The following is a 15,141-nucleotide window of genomic DNA, read 5'->3' as shown; positions in this document are numbered from 1 at the left end:
TGTCGTGCCGCGCACGCGCCGTGCACTATTCGACGACCAGCCCGTCGATATGGAACGAGCCGATCAGCACGTGGACGCGGTCCCCCGCTTTCACCAGATTGCCCTTGTTCGAAAACACCATCCAGTATTCCTGGCCGATCCTTAGCGTGCCCGTCTGCCGCAACTGGCCGATGTTGTCCATCACGGGCACTTCGAGCAGCACATGATTGGCCTCGCCGTAGAGATAAGGCGTCGTACCCTTGTCGCCGAGCAGCTTTGCGAGCGCCGGGTCCGTCACGCGATAGCTGAAGCGCAACAGATTGCCCGACGCCGTGCGCCGCACGCTCATGTTGTCGATTCCGCGCACCGATTGGTAGAAAGCGCGCGCGTGACCCGGCAGCTTCATCGGCACATAGTGCGACGCGTGCGAAGCATGCTGGCCACTGCCGTGCATCGCCACCTGCTGCACGCGCTGCGCCGCTTGTACCGGCGGCGTCTGCTGCGCCGCTGCCGGCATCGCCGGCAATGCGGCACAGCAGAGCCACGCAGCCGTCGTCGTCGCGCGTCTCATTGCACCACTCCCGTGGTCGCATTCGCCTGCGGACCACCCGTTCCCGTCGCGGTGCCCAGGACCTGGTTGAGCAGGTCGAGCAGCGCGCCCGGCGCGAACGGCAGGTTGCCGCCTGCGAAGAGCCCGGTGCGCGGCAACTCCACTGCGCCGATGTCGTAGGCGCCGCTCTGCGGACGCAGCGTGCCGAAGAAGTCGTGATTCGGCGCGCCGACGTTCGTGCCCGCATTGACGGCAGGCGACCCCGTCTTGATCGAGTAGTTGCCGAGCGGCACGCCATAGCCCGTGCTACCCGAACCCAACGTCATGTTGAACAGCGACAGCGGCCCGTACGACATGTTGATCCACTGGTTGCCTTCATCCGGCGTCGCCGACGGCAGCAGGCCGAACAGCGGATTGGGCAGCACGGTGTCGGCAATGCCGGGCGGCACTGCGAAGCCGTTGCCTCCGCCTTCGGGCGGCACGCGCGCGCCGTTGCAGTACATGCTCACGACGTTCGGGTCCGCTCCGCTGTTGTGCGCGTTCGGATAGTCGCCTGCGTCCGTGAGGATCGAATACTGCGGCGTGAGCGTCATGCCCGACGAGTGATCCGACGGCTTCGTATCGCCATAGGTCCCGATATCCCAGTACACGGCATTCGGATCGCAGTAGCCCGTCTGATGTCCCGCCTGGTTCAGCGTCGGGTTCAGCGTGACCGTGTTCTGCAAGCCCGGGATGTTCGGATTCAGCCCGCCCACGGTGATATAGAACGTGCGGTTCCTCCAGAACACGTCGTTGTTCAGCACAGGGAACGAGAAGTGGCTGCAGTCCTGCCCGGTCGGACAGCCCGCGTTGCCCGCCGAGAACGCCGTCAGGAAGTTCTGCGTGTGCTTCGCGGTCTCGAGGCCGGACGGCTGCATCGTCGACGTCGTGATCGGGCTGCACGTCGTTTCCGAGCCGACCGTCGTGCAGTTCGGCGGAGGGATGTTGGCCTGCGCGGCCAGCGCCGTGTTGAACAGCACGCCAGCGGAAGCCGTCGAGTCGTTCGACATCACCGTGTTGTTGATGAAGTTCACCCGCACGGCATCCTGCACCGACACGCCGCCGCCCGACCAGCCCGCCACGTTGTTCGCGATGATGTTGTTGATCACGTTCACCTCGTACCAGCGGTTGCGGTTGCGCGGGCTGCGCTGCACGTCCGTGCCGTTGATGCTCTGCAGACGCAGGCCGCCGCCCTTGCCGCTTTCGGCCGTGTTGCCGACGATCAGGTTGCCGTCGATCACGAGCCCCGGCCCGACGCCATCCGAGAGCTGCGGCGCGCAGTCGATATCGACGGGGTTGTTCTCGCAGAACGTGCCGTCGGGCGGCACGCCCTGGGCGATCACGCCACCGCCGTACGTCGGCAGAGTCGGGTTGTTGCTCTGGTTGAACAGAACCCAGTTGTGCGACAGGTCGCCGTTGTAGCTGAAGCCGAAGTGCGCGACACCGCCGCCATCGCCGCTGCTCATGTTGCCGCAGACCCAGTTATAGTTGAAGTGATAGTTGTCCGCGCCCGAGCAGAACGTGACACCGGCAGCCGACGAAGGCGTCGTCGAGTTGATCTCGTCGCCGTACGACGCATTCGACGTCACCGAGTTGTGGTGCACGTTGACATGCGTGTTGTACGCGAACGGCTCCTGCGTGAAGCCATCGGCGGCGATCGTGCCGTCGGGCACTTCGACCTGGCCCACCGTGATGCCGCCCGTCAGCGTGCCCGCATTGCTGAAGACGCGGTTGTTCGATACCTCCGTATAGTGGTTCCAGCCGTGCAGGAAGATGCCGCCGCCGCCCTGCGAGCTGTTCGTGAACGTGATGCCGTCCACACGCGACGGATTGCACAGGAAGTTGCTCGAATACGTGGTGCAATCCGCGGTGCTGGCCGTGAGCGGCACGCAGACGCCGTTCGCCGTGCAGTTCGGATCGGGCTGCAACTGGCCGCCCACGCGCACGTCGCGCACGCCCTTCGCAAGCACGGTGATGCCCGCGCCTTCGTACGCGCCCATCAGCGTCGGCTCCATCAGCAGCTCGCCGAGATTGCCGTTGAGCGTGTTGTCCCAGCCGACCGTCGGTTCGAGCGGAATCGCATCCACCTTGCGTTGCATCGCAGTCGAGCATGTGTACGTTCCCGAGGGATCGTACGGATTGCTCGACGTGATCGGGCTGCCGTTGAGCGCGACGCCGAACAGGCAGTCGACCTGTCTGCGCCACGGATCGACTTTGCCCGACGGATGCGTGTTCGCGTTCACGACCACGCTGGGCGCGCCGACGCCTTGCAGGCGCACGGGCTTCCACATCAGCAGCATCTCGTTGTAGTTGCCCGGACCGACGATGATGAGATCGCCCGGCGTCGCCTTGTCGATGGCCGTCTGGATCGCGTTGTTCGTCCCGTTCTCGCCGGCGACAAAGGTCGGCGCCTTGCCGCCAATCGTGACCGTCACCGTATCGATCGACTTCTTGCCGTTGCCCGACGTGATGACGAGTTCGCCGCAGCGCGTCGGCGTGATGACGCTGCGCTGCTGGATCGTGCAGTTCGACTGGGTGGCCGACAGCAACGGCACCCTGACGACGATCTGCGTATCCGACCACGAAGTCACGGGCGCATTCACGCCGCCGATCGTCACCGACCCGGTGCCCTGCTGCGCGCCGAAGCCATAGTGCCGCGTGACGAACTTCTGGTTGTACGGCGCCGTGGTCGCCGCGGGACCGCCATACGCGTGGTTCGACACCTGCTGGTCGCCGAGCGCCTTGATCGTCAGCGTATGGTTGGCCGCGCTCACCCACGGACCCGCGCCGCCGTTGCTCGTGTCACCCGTCACCGACGAGATCGCGGGCGTCGCATCCGGATACGCGCAATCAGGCGGGTTGTAGCCGTCCGCGAACGCGGACACGGGCACGACAGGCGTATCCATGTATTGCGTCTGACCTGGCATGAACGGTATCTCGTAGCAGAACTGGCTGTACGCGGGATTGAACAGCGGATCGCGGATCGTCTGCCCCGGATGCGCGGGGTCCGGCATGTCGGGATCGTTCATGCAGGCGACCATCATCGTCGGCGCGTAGCCCGTCGGGTTCGGCGGATTCACTTCCCACGTCGAATAGTTCATCCCGTTGAAGATGCCCCACTGGTCCGAATACACGCGGCTCACTTCGTTGCCCGCGAAGTCCTTCAGCGAGACGGGCACGTTCGGCACCGCGAACTTCTCGCCGAACTGCGGCGAGTACGGATCGAACTCCGACGAGAAGTCGTCGAGCATGAAGCCCGTGAAGTGCGCGGCCACATGCGTCGAGCTGAACACCCAGAACTTCGCAAGCACCGACATCTGGTTCGTCAGCACGACTTCCTTGCGGTCGCACAGGTGCCGCGATGCGCCCGCGAACGGCGCGACTTCCTGCGAGCCGGGGAACAGGCTGATGTAATCCGGCACGACACGCAGTGCGCCGACGCACGGCCAGAACGTCTCGACGCTGCCCGTGTCGCCTTCGTGACGCGGCTGCGAGCCGAGATCGGTCGTCGGGTTCTGCGCGTTGTTGCGGTTGTACGTGGAGTTCACGGCCGCCTGGTCGGGCAGGATGAAGATGTTGCCCAGCCCGCCGAACTGCTGCGTGACGGGCGCGATGTAGTTGTCGCCGATCAGGATGTTCTTGTCTTCCTCCTTCACGAGCTCATAGCCCGGCGGGACGATGATCTCGACCACATACTTGCCGGGAGGCAGCATGAACGAGCCATCGGCCTGCTTGCTGCAGATCGTGCAGTTCGAGCCCGTCGGCGTGCCTTTCGACACGTCGCGTCCCGTCACGCTCGGGAACTGGTACATCCCGTCGTACGGAGCGGGCTGCAACTGGTTGAACGCGTGCATGCCGTCGTAGCACTTGAACTGCGAGTTATAAGGCAGCGCGCGCCTTTGCGGATCGAGCCATTGCGGGCTGTTCTTCAGCGTGAAGAAGAACGGATCGGTGGTCTCCTGGCCGGGGCAGTTCATGTTCGGCCTGCCGTCCGAACGGAAGCCCTGGGCCCAGTCGTCCCAGCTGCTCGTCTTCGTCGTATCGACCAGCGTCAGGCTTTGCGTGCCGTCCGGCGCGGTACCCTCCGCGTACAGATTGACAGTCACGTTCGGCACGTTCGGCGTCCAGCTCGTATGCAGCAGCAGGGCAGGATCGTCGAACGGACGCGTCGACGCATAGATCACTTCGCCATGAATGCCGCCGTTCTCGTTGGCACCGAACGGCGCCTTGCCGAACTCGATGAACGAGTTCTGGCCCGAGAAGCCCTGCCAGCCCATCGTCGTGACCCACGGCGGATCGATGCGGCCCGTCGACGGGCTCGTGCCCGAGCGGTCATTGCAGTCCGCGTCGTTGCAGTAGATCGCGCCTGGCACGCGCAGGTCGGACGGCAGATGCGACGTCGACGATTCCTGTGTGTTCGCGAAGTTCGCCGCAATCGACGAGCTGCCGCCGCCAGGCGTGCCGTCGGGCGGTCCGCCCGAGTCGTAGACGACGTGCACGCCCGTCTGCTTGTAGCGTGTCGTGTCGGCCTCGGCGACGTACCAGTTGAAGAGCGGGAACACTTCGTTGAACGACGCATAGCCGTTCAGGTCCGTGTTGTTGAAGTTCGAATAGCTGCCGTCGCGGAAGCGGATATTGGTCGGCACGAGCGCGAGACCGGGTTCGCTATCCTGCGAAACGCCATCGCCGTTCGTATCGATGAAGGTGCGCGTATAGAGGTTCGTATGCCATTGCAGCACGGGCAGATCGCCGACGTTTTGCACGTGTCCGCCCTTCAGTTGCACGGCCGTCGCGAGGCCGTCGACGATCTGGTCGTTCCACTGGTCGAACACCGTGATGCGGAACAGGCCATCCGGCAGGCCATTGATGCTGAACGTGCCGTCCGCGTTGCACTTCGTGAACGCGACGTCTTCGAGATCGGGATCGCCGACGCTCACGTAGCACTGCGTGAAGCCCAGCGAATCGCGCGAGCCGCTGCTGTAGAGGTTTTCGTTGGGCGGACGGCTGTAGTGCAGATTCGTGATCTTGCCCGTGATGCCGTTATTGCACGCCACGCCGTTGCAGATACCCGGCAGCCGCGCGTTGATGATCTTCGGATTGGCAAAGCCGATCGTCACGTGAAAGCCCGCCGGACCGAACTCCTGGAAGTACGCGGGGCCGCCCACCTTGATGAACGCGTCGTGAGCCTTCTGGCCATCGAGCGTATTGGTCTGCAGCCACTCCTCGCCCTTCGCGATGCGATCGGCAGCCGGCGTCGCGACGACGCCGTAGCGTCCCGGCATCAGGTTCGCGATGATCGCCTGGCCCACGAGCGGCGACATCGTCTTGCCATCCGATTCGAACTTCGGGCAGGTCGGGATCATGCCGACGAGGCCATCGCTCGCGGCCTTCGTGATCGGACAGGCGTCGAGGCCCGTGCTCGGATCGATCGTGCCTTGCAGCGAATTCGACAGCGGCATGTTGAACATGTCGTAGGTCATCTGGCCCGTCGAATCGCCCGTGCCGCCCGCGTCGTCGAAGAGCTTGATTTCGAAGCCGCCGAGGCCCGGCTCGCGCGCGGAGCCGAATGCATCGGTGCCGCCGCTCACGTCGACTTCACCATTCACGGGCGCATCGTCTTCGAAGACGAACACGGAGATCTTCGCGGTCTGCAACGGCGTCTGCTGCAACAGCACGTTGACGGCGTGCTGCGCGGGCGCAATCTGCGCGCCGCCCATCGCGTGTCCGCAGGTGCCCGTGCCGGGCGCGAAGTCCGCGCCGCCCGGACCCGACGGGCAATCCTTGGCGATATCGAACTGCCGCTGCGCGCCGTCGGGATTCTTCGGGTCCACGGGCTGCGGCGCACCCGCGCCTGCTGTGAACGTGTTGCCGGCGTCGCCCGGCAGGATCGACAGATAGTAGTGTTTCGTCGGATCGAGCGCGACCTGCGATGGATCGACAGGCGTCTGCTGGACGGCATCCGTGCGGCACACGCCGTTGCCGACGTCGCATACGGCAGGCACGTGCTGGTTCGTCTGCGGATCGAGCACGGTCTGTCCCGACTCGCACGACACCGCGCCGACGCATCCCGCCGCGACGACGGGCATATAGCTCGTGTGGAAGCTCGTGCCGAGGCTCGGCACAGGCAGCGGCGGGCATGACGCGGGACGCGTCGGCGAGTTCACCTGGCAGGCGGGATCGATCTGGAACGTGCGGTCTTCCTCGATGATCCAGCGGTAGTCGTTGATGGGTGTGCCTACCTTCGCGTCCTTGACCGCGACGACAAGACCGCTGCCGCCCTTGAAGGTCACGGTGACGTTCGCCACGGCGCTCGGCGTGTTCTGCGAATTGACGGCCTTGTACTGGAACGTCACTGTCGCCGTCGCATTGCCGACGGGCGGGGCCGCGGGCGCGACGTTGAACGAGCCGTCCTTGTTCAGCGTCACGGTGCCGCCCGACGCGCTGCCGGCAATCGTCGCCGTGAGCGGCAGACCTGCCGGGTCGCGGTCATTGCTCAGCACGCCCGGCGCGCCGACATGCAATTGCGACGCGATATTGCTGCTGAACGCATCGTCCGATGCGGTGGGCGGTCCCGACTGGCAGCTCTGGCTCCCCGAGCACGCGTTGAGCATCACGGTGGCCGTCAATGCGGGGTTGCCGTTGGCCTGATAGACGAAGCTGTCCGATGTCGTGTTCGTGTTCGGCACATAGGTGAACGTGCCATTGGGATTCAGCGTCAGCGTGCCGCCCGCCGGCTGCGTCTTGATCTGCACGCCATAGACGCCCACGTCGTTCGCGATCAGGCCCTTGCCGGGGTCGGAGACGGTCAGCGTATTGCCCGCGACGAGATAGTACGAATCCGGGTTCGCCTTCGCGTTCGCATTGCCCGCCGCCGAGGTCGGCACTGCGCCGCCGTTCACGCTGATATAGGCCTGCATGCCGCCGTCTCGCTGGTTGTTGGTCGACAGGCTCAGTTGCCGGTCGAATACAGGCAACGCCAGCGCGCCCGTCGCGGGCGAGTTCATCATGATGTCGTAGGTCTTGCCGGCGGGCATGAATACGGCGCTCTGCACGCGCGCGTTGCCAGGCAGCAGGTTGCCGTCTTCCGCGATGAGCGAGAAGCCGGACGCGGCCGGCGTGCCCGTTTGTGCGCCGACGACGGACGGCACGTGCATGCGCAAGCCGGCGTTCACGAAGCGCAGCAGGATCTGGCCGGTCGTCGTGCTGGTCGATGCGGGTGCCGTGACCGGGAACGCGGAGCCATTCGCATTCGAGCGGTCGAACGCGACGCCGTTGATCAGGTAGTAGCGCGGATCGTAGTTCACGGCAGGCGGATAGCAGGTGCCGTAAGTCGCCGACGTGGGATCGCCGCAGCCGCCCGACAGCCCGGACCACACACGCGTCTCGCTGAAGCCAGCCGTAGAGACGGCTGTCGCCACGGCCTGGTTCTGCACGGGGTCGATTTCGCTCAGCACGAGCGGCAGGTCCGCATCGTATTTGACGTTCGGATAGGCCGTCCCTTGCGGCGAGCCCGACGCGGGCGGCGTCGTGACGACGAGCACGCCATAGAGACCCATCGGTCCCTGGATCGACGGGTGTGTGCCCGATTCGATCAGATAGGTACCCGGGCGCAGATTGTTCCAGGTGAGCGCCGTCGTGTTGCCCGTCGTCACTTCCGTCGAGAACGACTGTACGCGCGGTCCTTGCGCGGGCGGCGTGAAGCTCGCTCCGCTGCCCGTGCCGGCAATGGGCCAGGTCGTCGCCGTCTGCGTCGGGTGAACGGGGCTCGTGGTCGAGGTGGCCGTGGTGCCGAGACCGCCGCCCAGCTGGCCGACGATCACAAGCGAGGTCGGCACCTGGGCGGGCAGGCTGTTCGTGAGGTTGATCGTGAGCGAGCCGGGCGGCGTCGTGATCACGACGGGCGACCAGTTTGCGCCGGCGCCGGGATTGGTCGCCGCGCAGGTTGCGGGCGCAACGGCTGCCGCCGAGCAGGTGTAGCCCCACATCGGCACGACCTGTCCATCGGGAAGTGCAATCGTCTGGGACTTTGCAGTGAGGGTCACGCTTTGCGCGCAGACCATCGCACTCGCCGTCATCAGCACTGCCGCCGCGGCACACTTCACGAGGCCGGCAAGCGTTCTGTTGAAATCGCTGGATCTCATCGCGATTCTCCCCGTCTCTCTAATTGCCTTCGTTGATCGTGAACGCCTGCGGATCGACGAGCATCATCATCATCATTCCGCCAGGGAAGATGTTGTTCGTGGTGATCTCGCGCTCATTGTGCGAATGCCACATGTAGGCGAATCCTGCTTCGGAGGTCGGCGGATTCGCGATCGTGCCGCTCGGCGGCGTCGTGCCCGTGAACGATGTCGCGCGGATCGTCGCGTCGGGGCCGAGATACGGACTGCCGCCGTACCACGGGCCGTTCGTCAGCACGCGCGCATCGGGCAACGTCACGGGGCCGCCGCTGCCGACATTGCCGAACGGATGTGCTTCGAGCGGCTTGTTGTGATCGGCGCACCACTCGTAGTAGTTCGGCGCATTGGGCGGCGCGGGGGGATTGCTGTTGACGGTGTAATAGCCGTTCGCATCGGGAACGCAGACGCTGCCGTCGCCCGCCGTATGGCCGTAGACGTCCCAGTTCAGCCCCTTGCCCGTCCAGTAGAAGATGCCATCCAATGCGAGGCCGGGCGTCGTGGTCGTCGTAAAGAGCAGCGGTCCCGCGAGCTTCGTCGTATCCGTCTTGCTGAGCAGCAGATTGCCGTCGCGCGCGAGCACACGCACGTGATTGCCGTGCTCGTGGAACGGATGCTGCCAGCGGCCCGAGCCGATCACGCGCAACAGCACGAGTTCGCCCGGATGCATGTGCGGGTTGCCGTTATATGGCTGATGCGGATACTGCTGCGCGTAGTTCGGGTCCATGTCGTCGGGCATCGAGCGGCCGTTGATCATGAAATACGCGGGGTGATACGGCTCGGTCTCGACGGACATGCAGCCCGTGGGCTGCGAGCACGACTTGCTCGCTTCCTGCTCGGCCTGCGTATGGATGCGCAGGTCCATCTCCGAGAACTGGAACAGGTACTCGCGGTCGTAACACGTCGACGGATGGTTGTACGCGGCAGCGGCATTGCGGAAGTCGGGCTGGCCGTCGGGCAGCGTCCCCTGCACGGCGCGGCAGCCGGCGGGCACGGCGAGCGCACCGGGCGCCGAAGTCGGCAGCACGATGATCGCGCCCGACAGGCCCATCTCCACCTGCAGATCGCCCTGCGTGCCGCTGTAATACGCATGCGTGCCCGGCGTCGACGCGACGAAGCTGTACGTCACGCTGTTGCCGTGCGTCGCCTCGCGCGTGAGCAGGCCCGGCACGCCCGTGAGCGTCGTCGGACAGGTGCCGTCCGTGTTGAGCGCGGCGGCGCAGACCTGGAAGCCGGGAAACAGGATCGACGTGTTGCCCGCCGCTTCCGGCAGGTTGTTCGTCAGCGTGACGGTGACGACGTCGCCCTGCTTGACGATCAGCGTCGGCCCCGGCACCTGCATGCTCGGGCAGTTCGCGCCGGGAATGCCAGCGGGGGAAAAGCCCGACGGCGCAGTGCGGCAGCCGTAGCCCCACGCGTACACGCTCGTTCCGTCAGGCTGGCTGATGCGGTTGGCTTCGGCGCTGAGATCGAAGCTCGTTCCCGTGATGCCCGGCGCGGCCGCGTGCGCATTCAGGCAGTACAGCAGCATGACGAGAGCCGCGCAGAAGAGCGCGTGGGCGAGCGTAAAACGCAGCGCCGGTCCGCGGCGCGCGTGTCTTGCGCGCCAGAAGTTGTCGATGATGTTGCCCACGGCTCATCTCCTAGGTGCAGGACTTCGTGGTCGGGTCCACCGAATGACAGATGTGGACCTCGGTCATCAATCCGCCGAAATTCTCGGCATCGTTCGACAGGTGATCGAGGTTCGGCGTGTACAGATAGAAGACGGAGCCCGCCGCGTAGCGCGTCGTATCGCTCGCGTCGAGAATCACGTCGATCGACTCGCCGCCGCCGAGCGTGATCGAGTTGGTCATATAGGTCATGTCGTTGCCCGCCAGGTCGCGCAAAAGTCGCGCGTTGATACCGATCACGTGCATCGGAATTCCCAGCGAGGCGAGCGTCTGGAATTCGCTCGTGTCGAGGTCCGAGATCCGCAAGAGCGCCTTGCCGCCGGCCGGAATGTTGATGAGCGCGGGCAGCGGCTGCGAGAAGTGCTGCGAGCCGTCGGCGACGGGCGTCTGGATCGGACCTTGCGTGACGGTGTCGGGATAGCTGCGGCCGTTGAGCAGGAAGTACTTGTCCTTCTCGTCGGTGAACGGCTCCGGATTGAACGTCATGCCCACGAAGTGGAAGTTCGGATCGAAGCCATGAATCTGCAGCGGGTACTCGACGTCATAGGCCGTCGTACCGTCGCCGTCGTTGTACGCGTAGAGCGTCGGCGTGCCGTTCCTGTTATTCGCATGCATGTATCCGTTCGGCGGCGGCAGCGGCGTCGAGCAGAGAATGTCGTTGCCGCACGCGGTGCGCGGATCTTTTTGTTGCTGCAGCAGCGCATCGTAGAGCTTGGCGCCGCCCGCCACGCGGTTCTGGCGCGGCCTCACGAAAATCTGCCCGACCATGCCCATCTGCAAATGCTCAGGCGGCGTGATGTGGCAGTGCCAGAAGTAGGTGCCGGCGTCGGGCGCGAGGTAGTAGTACGTGAAGCTCGCGCCGATATTGATCGCGACCGACGCGTCCGGCACGCCGTCGAAGAACGACGACGCATTCGGATAGCCGTGGAAGTGCACCGTATGCTGCTCGAACAGGTCGGGCCGCATGATCATGCCGACGTTGGTCAGCGTGAGGAAGAACTCGTCGTCCTCGTCGATGGCCATCGTCGGCGCGGGCATGTTGCCGTTCATCACGCCCACGTCCATGATCTGCCGCGGATCGACGTGGCCCGTCAGCTGCCCCGGCGGCGTCGAGTCCGGATCGGGCACGAGGCCGATCGCGCCGTTGTAGTTGGGATCGGCGGCCGTGCCGACCACGTTGAACACCGACGCGAACTCGGTGCCCGGCAGTCCCTTCTTGATGTCGGCGAGACCCGACAACGGGCCGAATGCGAACAGATAGGTCTGCGTGCCGTCGGCCATCGTCGCATAGCCGTCGCCGCCCGAGATCTGCTGGCATTTGATCGCGCCGTTCACGACGTTCGTCGGCTGAGAGGTCGATCCCGTGAAGGACGGGCCCGTGTAGGCAGGTTCGCCTGCGCCAACCGGCAATGCATTCGGATGCAGCGTAGTGGTGAGCGGACATTGCACGCGGAACGACTGCGCGAAGGACGGCAACGCGAACAACAGCAGCAACAGCGCCGCCACGCCGTTGCGATATGCGAGGGTACTGAACATAGGACCTCCGCTGAGGAGTCAGTCAGCGCGGGGGCGCGCTGCTGTCGGGCTCTGCGATCACGGGACCAGATGCATCGTCACACCTTCCCGTATCTGGATTCTGCAGATGGGCAACGAACGGCGGGATGGGGCACCTCCCTACACTTGCGGTAGGGTTGACCCAACAGGATCGGGGAATAAGCGGCAACGCACGCGCATCCAATGGGCGCGGGTGACGTGCGTGACGCGCGTGACGCGCGCGACGGGAGTCTTTGCGCCGGGCGGGTGTGATAGCGTCCGTCGTATAAATGCGGCAAGCAGAACGAGGGACGCGTGAGCACGAGACCGAAGCAATTCGCCGATGCCGTCGAGGCGGCATTCCGGCCGCTCGCAAATCCTGAACAGGCGGCGAAGATGGAGCGGTACATGTTGAACCGCTATGTATTTCTTGGGCTACCTGCGCCGGTTCGGCGCGGTGCGGTCAGGATGCTGATCGCACAACCCTGGCAGTCGTCGCATGCGCTGCTCGACGCGGCTCAAGTACTGTGGAACAAGGCAGAGCGCGAATACTGCTACACGGCCATCGACCTGCTCATGCGACACCATCGTTTGCTATCGACCGACGATATTTCGACACTGCGCCAACTGCTCGAACAGGAATCGTGGTGGGAAACCGTTGACGGATTGACCTCGGTCATCGGTGCCGTGCTACTCGCGAGCGATCGTGCGTCGGGCAAGGGCCAGGCGTCGATGGACGAATGGGTATGGGACGCAAACTTCTGGGTTCGCCGCGCAGCCATGCTGCATCAGCGTGGATGGCGACTGAACACCGATACGCAACGCCTGTTCTGCTACGCGGAGCAATTGGCTGGCGAAAAGGAATTTTTCATTCGCAAGGCCATCGGCTGGGCGTTGCGCGACTACGCCAGATGGGATGACGCGTCCGTGCGTAAGTTCGTGCGCGTCAACATGCATACGCTGTCTCCGCTGACCGTGCGAGAAGCGCTAAAACGGCTTTGATAGCGGTTGGGTGAGGGCGTTGAAGTGGAACAGCGATACGCGATTGCTGCATCGGTACTTGCGCGCAAAACCGGAACCGGCGCAGCCAATTCAGTTTGCCACGCCAGCGCGCGCAGTCGTTGCGGGCCAGATGGCGGTGCAGCGAATGCGAATCGAGTTTGCCAGTACATCAGAGCCGCGACGACTCGCGATCCCGCAGCGTTACGCAAACTGGCTGGTTGTCGGCCATGTAGTCATCGATGATCTTCAACAGCCCCAGGAAGTACTTCTTGATATTGGCTAGCTCTTCACTATCGAGCGTCCCATCAAGGTCGGCCAGGTTGCGGTTGACAGGTTCGAACCACGCATTGATCGTTGCGCGGCTGCCCGGAATGAAACGCAACAGAATGCGCCGCCCATCGGTCGGGTCGGGCTCGCGTCTTATCAGACCGGCATTTTCGAGGTTCTTCAGGGAAGTCGTGATACTGCCTGGCGATAGCCCCATCAGTTTCGACAGCCGGCCCGGGGTAACGGGTTGCACTTCGTCGTAATAGGCGACTTCGAGGCATTCCAGGTCGGTAACGCTCAATCCCAGCTGCCTCGCCACAAACTGGTTGAAAGCCGCCAGTTTGACACCCAGCAGAAACCGGAGCCTGACAACATCGACGCGTTCTTCAGTGGCACGTTTCATGGTTCAACTGCGACCGTCATCGCCAGTGTCAGTTGCTTCATTGTTTTTGCACGCTGCCTGGGACTTGATCAGCATTGCCTCGTGGGTCAGTAAGCCATCACCCGCCGGCGCCGGTTGCAATTACAACGACATGTCGCGATAACGCATTTAGTAGAGTCCCGGCAGGACGCGATATCGAACATTGCTTCTGTACGCACGATAAAGCGCGTCATCATTCAGGAGCCGTTCCTCCCGTGCGATTCTGCACGCTTGCAAGCCAAACTGAATCACAAATACCAACACGTTCTGTATGCCGAAGTTTGACAGCAGAAAGCCGACGTCTTCGATGAAATATCCGAGGTACATCGGATGTCTTACGAAACGATACGCACCCGTCGAAACGACCCCGCGATTCGCGGGCAATATCCCGAACGAGCGACGCAGCGAAGCCTTCGCAAAAATCTGCCAGCAGATACCGGCAACCTGAAGCGCCGCACCCACCGCCTCGGGCACAACCTGAAAACCAGGTCTGAGTTGAACGGCGAGAAAGTAGTATGTAGCGCCCATCGAGCAGATGTACGCGAACGGTGTCCAGTCGCGTCGGACAGGGACACGTGAGAACAGAGACAGGCCCACTGTGAAGCATTGCGCTAAGACCAGTAACAATAACGTGACGCGCCCAGGATCGGCAAGCCAGTGGAGAATCGCCGCATAGCTGAAAATCCCCAGCATCACTGCCGCGCATGCCCGTGTTGTCACTTCGAACAGCGCATCCACGGCTCTTGGTGAAGCCGGCGGGGCAACGGGTTCCGAGCATGCCGCGCATTGCGCTGCCGAGTTACTGCCCTCATCGACGATCGTACCCATACCCTTGCCCCGTTGTGTTTGGTGTGCAGTTAGACTCTGCCGACAGTCCGAATAAGTACTTATTACGCTTTTCAGTTCGTCGCTACCTGTGCGCCGTCAAAGATATTCATCTCGCGATTGATCGGTTCGAAACAGACATTAACCGCCGCACGCCTGTCTGGAATAAAACGCAGCAGGACACAATCTCATGATCGCAATCTCACACAAACCCGCTGGTTGTCGGCCATGTAATCGTCAATGATCTTCAGCAGTCCGGAGAAGTACTTTCTTACGCTTTCCAGTTCCTCACTATCGAGCGTTCCATCAAGGTCGGCGAGGTTACGGTTGACCGGCTCGAAACAGGCATTGATCGTTGCACGACTACCTGGAATAAAACGCAAAAGAATGCGCCGTCCATCGGTTGGATCGGGTTCGCGGCTTAGCAGTCCGGCTTTTTCCAGGTTCTTCACGGATGTCGTGATACTGCCTGGAGACAGCCCCATCAGTTTCGACAGCCGGCCTGGAGTGACGGGTTGCACTTCGTCGTAATAGGCAGCTTCGAGGCATTCCAGGTCGGTAACGCTTAGCCCCAGTTGCGCGGCCACGAACTGGTTGAAGGCGGCCAATTTGACGCCAAGTATGAACCTGAGCCTGATGATATTTACGCGTTCGTTAGGAATACGTGTCATGGTCTCTCCC

8 protein-coding genes are annotated in these 15,141 nt (G+C 63.5%); 1 reads left to right on the top strand and 7 read right to left on the bottom strand.

Annotated elements, in window-relative coordinates:
- Positions 1 to 25: 25 nt before the first annotated feature.
- From BMW76_RS34575 to BMW76_RS34560, 4 genes are all read right to left on the bottom strand, one after another.
- Positions 26 to 550 carry a hypothetical protein gene (locus tag BMW76_RS34575; protein ID WP_090873326.1) on the bottom strand — a complete coding sequence of 175 codons (525 nt, stop codon included), beginning with the start codon at positions 548 to 550 and terminating at the stop codon, positions 26 to 28.
- Positions 547 to 8,709 (bottom strand): choice-of-anchor Q domain-containing protein, encoded by an 8,163-nt coding sequence (locus tag BMW76_RS34570; protein ID WP_090873325.1) that lies wholly within the window; start codon positions 8,707 to 8,709, stop codon positions 547 to 549. Before BMW76_RS34570 ends, BMW76_RS34575 begins: the two co-directional genes overlap by 4 nt.
- Before the next feature lie 19 nt (positions 8,710 to 8,728).
- Positions 8,729 to 10,273 carry a multicopper oxidase family protein gene (locus BMW76_RS34565; RefSeq protein ID WP_245763505.1) on the bottom strand — a complete coding sequence of 515 codons (1,545 nt, stop codon included), beginning with the start codon at positions 10,271 to 10,273 and terminating at the stop codon, positions 8,729 to 8,731.
- 112 nt (positions 10,274 to 10,385) lie between these two features.
- The gene (locus BMW76_RS34560; RefSeq protein WP_090873324.1) at positions 10,386 to 11,948 is read right to left on the bottom strand and encodes a multicopper oxidase domain-containing protein; all 1,563 of its coding nucleotides are present in this window, start codon (positions 11,946 to 11,948) and stop codon (positions 10,386 to 10,388) included.
- 312 nt (positions 11,949 to 12,260) lie between these two features.
- On the opposite strand from BMW76_RS34560, the gene BMW76_RS34555 reads away from it, so the two are divergent.
- Positions 12,261 to 12,947 (top strand): DNA alkylation repair protein, encoded by a 687-nt coding sequence (locus BMW76_RS34555; protein WP_090873323.1) that lies wholly within the window; start codon positions 12,261 to 12,263, stop codon positions 12,945 to 12,947.
- A gap of 169 nt (positions 12,948 to 13,116) precedes the next feature.
- Here the strand turns inward: BMW76_RS34555 and BMW76_RS34550 are convergent, their stop codons facing one another.
- From BMW76_RS34550 to BMW76_RS34540, 3 genes are all read right to left on the bottom strand, one after another.
- On the bottom strand, positions 13,117 to 13,617 hold the full coding sequence (locus BMW76_RS34550; RefSeq protein ID WP_090873322.1) for a MarR family winged helix-turn-helix transcriptional regulator: 501 nt from the start codon (positions 13,615 to 13,617) through the stop codon (positions 13,117 to 13,119).
- A gap of 147 nt (positions 13,618 to 13,764) precedes the next feature.
- The gene (locus BMW76_RS34545) at positions 13,765 to 14,463 is read right to left on the bottom strand and encodes a methyltransferase family protein (RefSeq protein ID WP_407669065.1); all 699 of its coding nucleotides are present in this window, start codon (positions 14,461 to 14,463) and stop codon (positions 13,765 to 13,767) included.
- 185 nt (positions 14,464 to 14,648) lie between these two features.
- Positions 14,649 to 15,131 (bottom strand): MarR family winged helix-turn-helix transcriptional regulator, encoded by a 483-nt coding sequence (locus tag BMW76_RS34540; protein ID WP_090873355.1) that lies wholly within the window; start codon positions 15,129 to 15,131, stop codon positions 14,649 to 14,651.
- Positions 15,132 to 15,141: the final 10 nt, after the last annotated feature.

The sequence above is a fragment of the Paraburkholderia diazotrophica genome, from assembly GCF_900108945.1.
In the GTDB taxonomy this organism is placed as follows: domain Bacteria; phylum Pseudomonadota; class Gammaproteobacteria; order Burkholderiales; family Burkholderiaceae; genus Paraburkholderia; species Paraburkholderia diazotrophica.
Note: the sequence above shows the minus strand (reverse complement) of the source record. Positions and strands in the feature narration are given on the sequence as shown.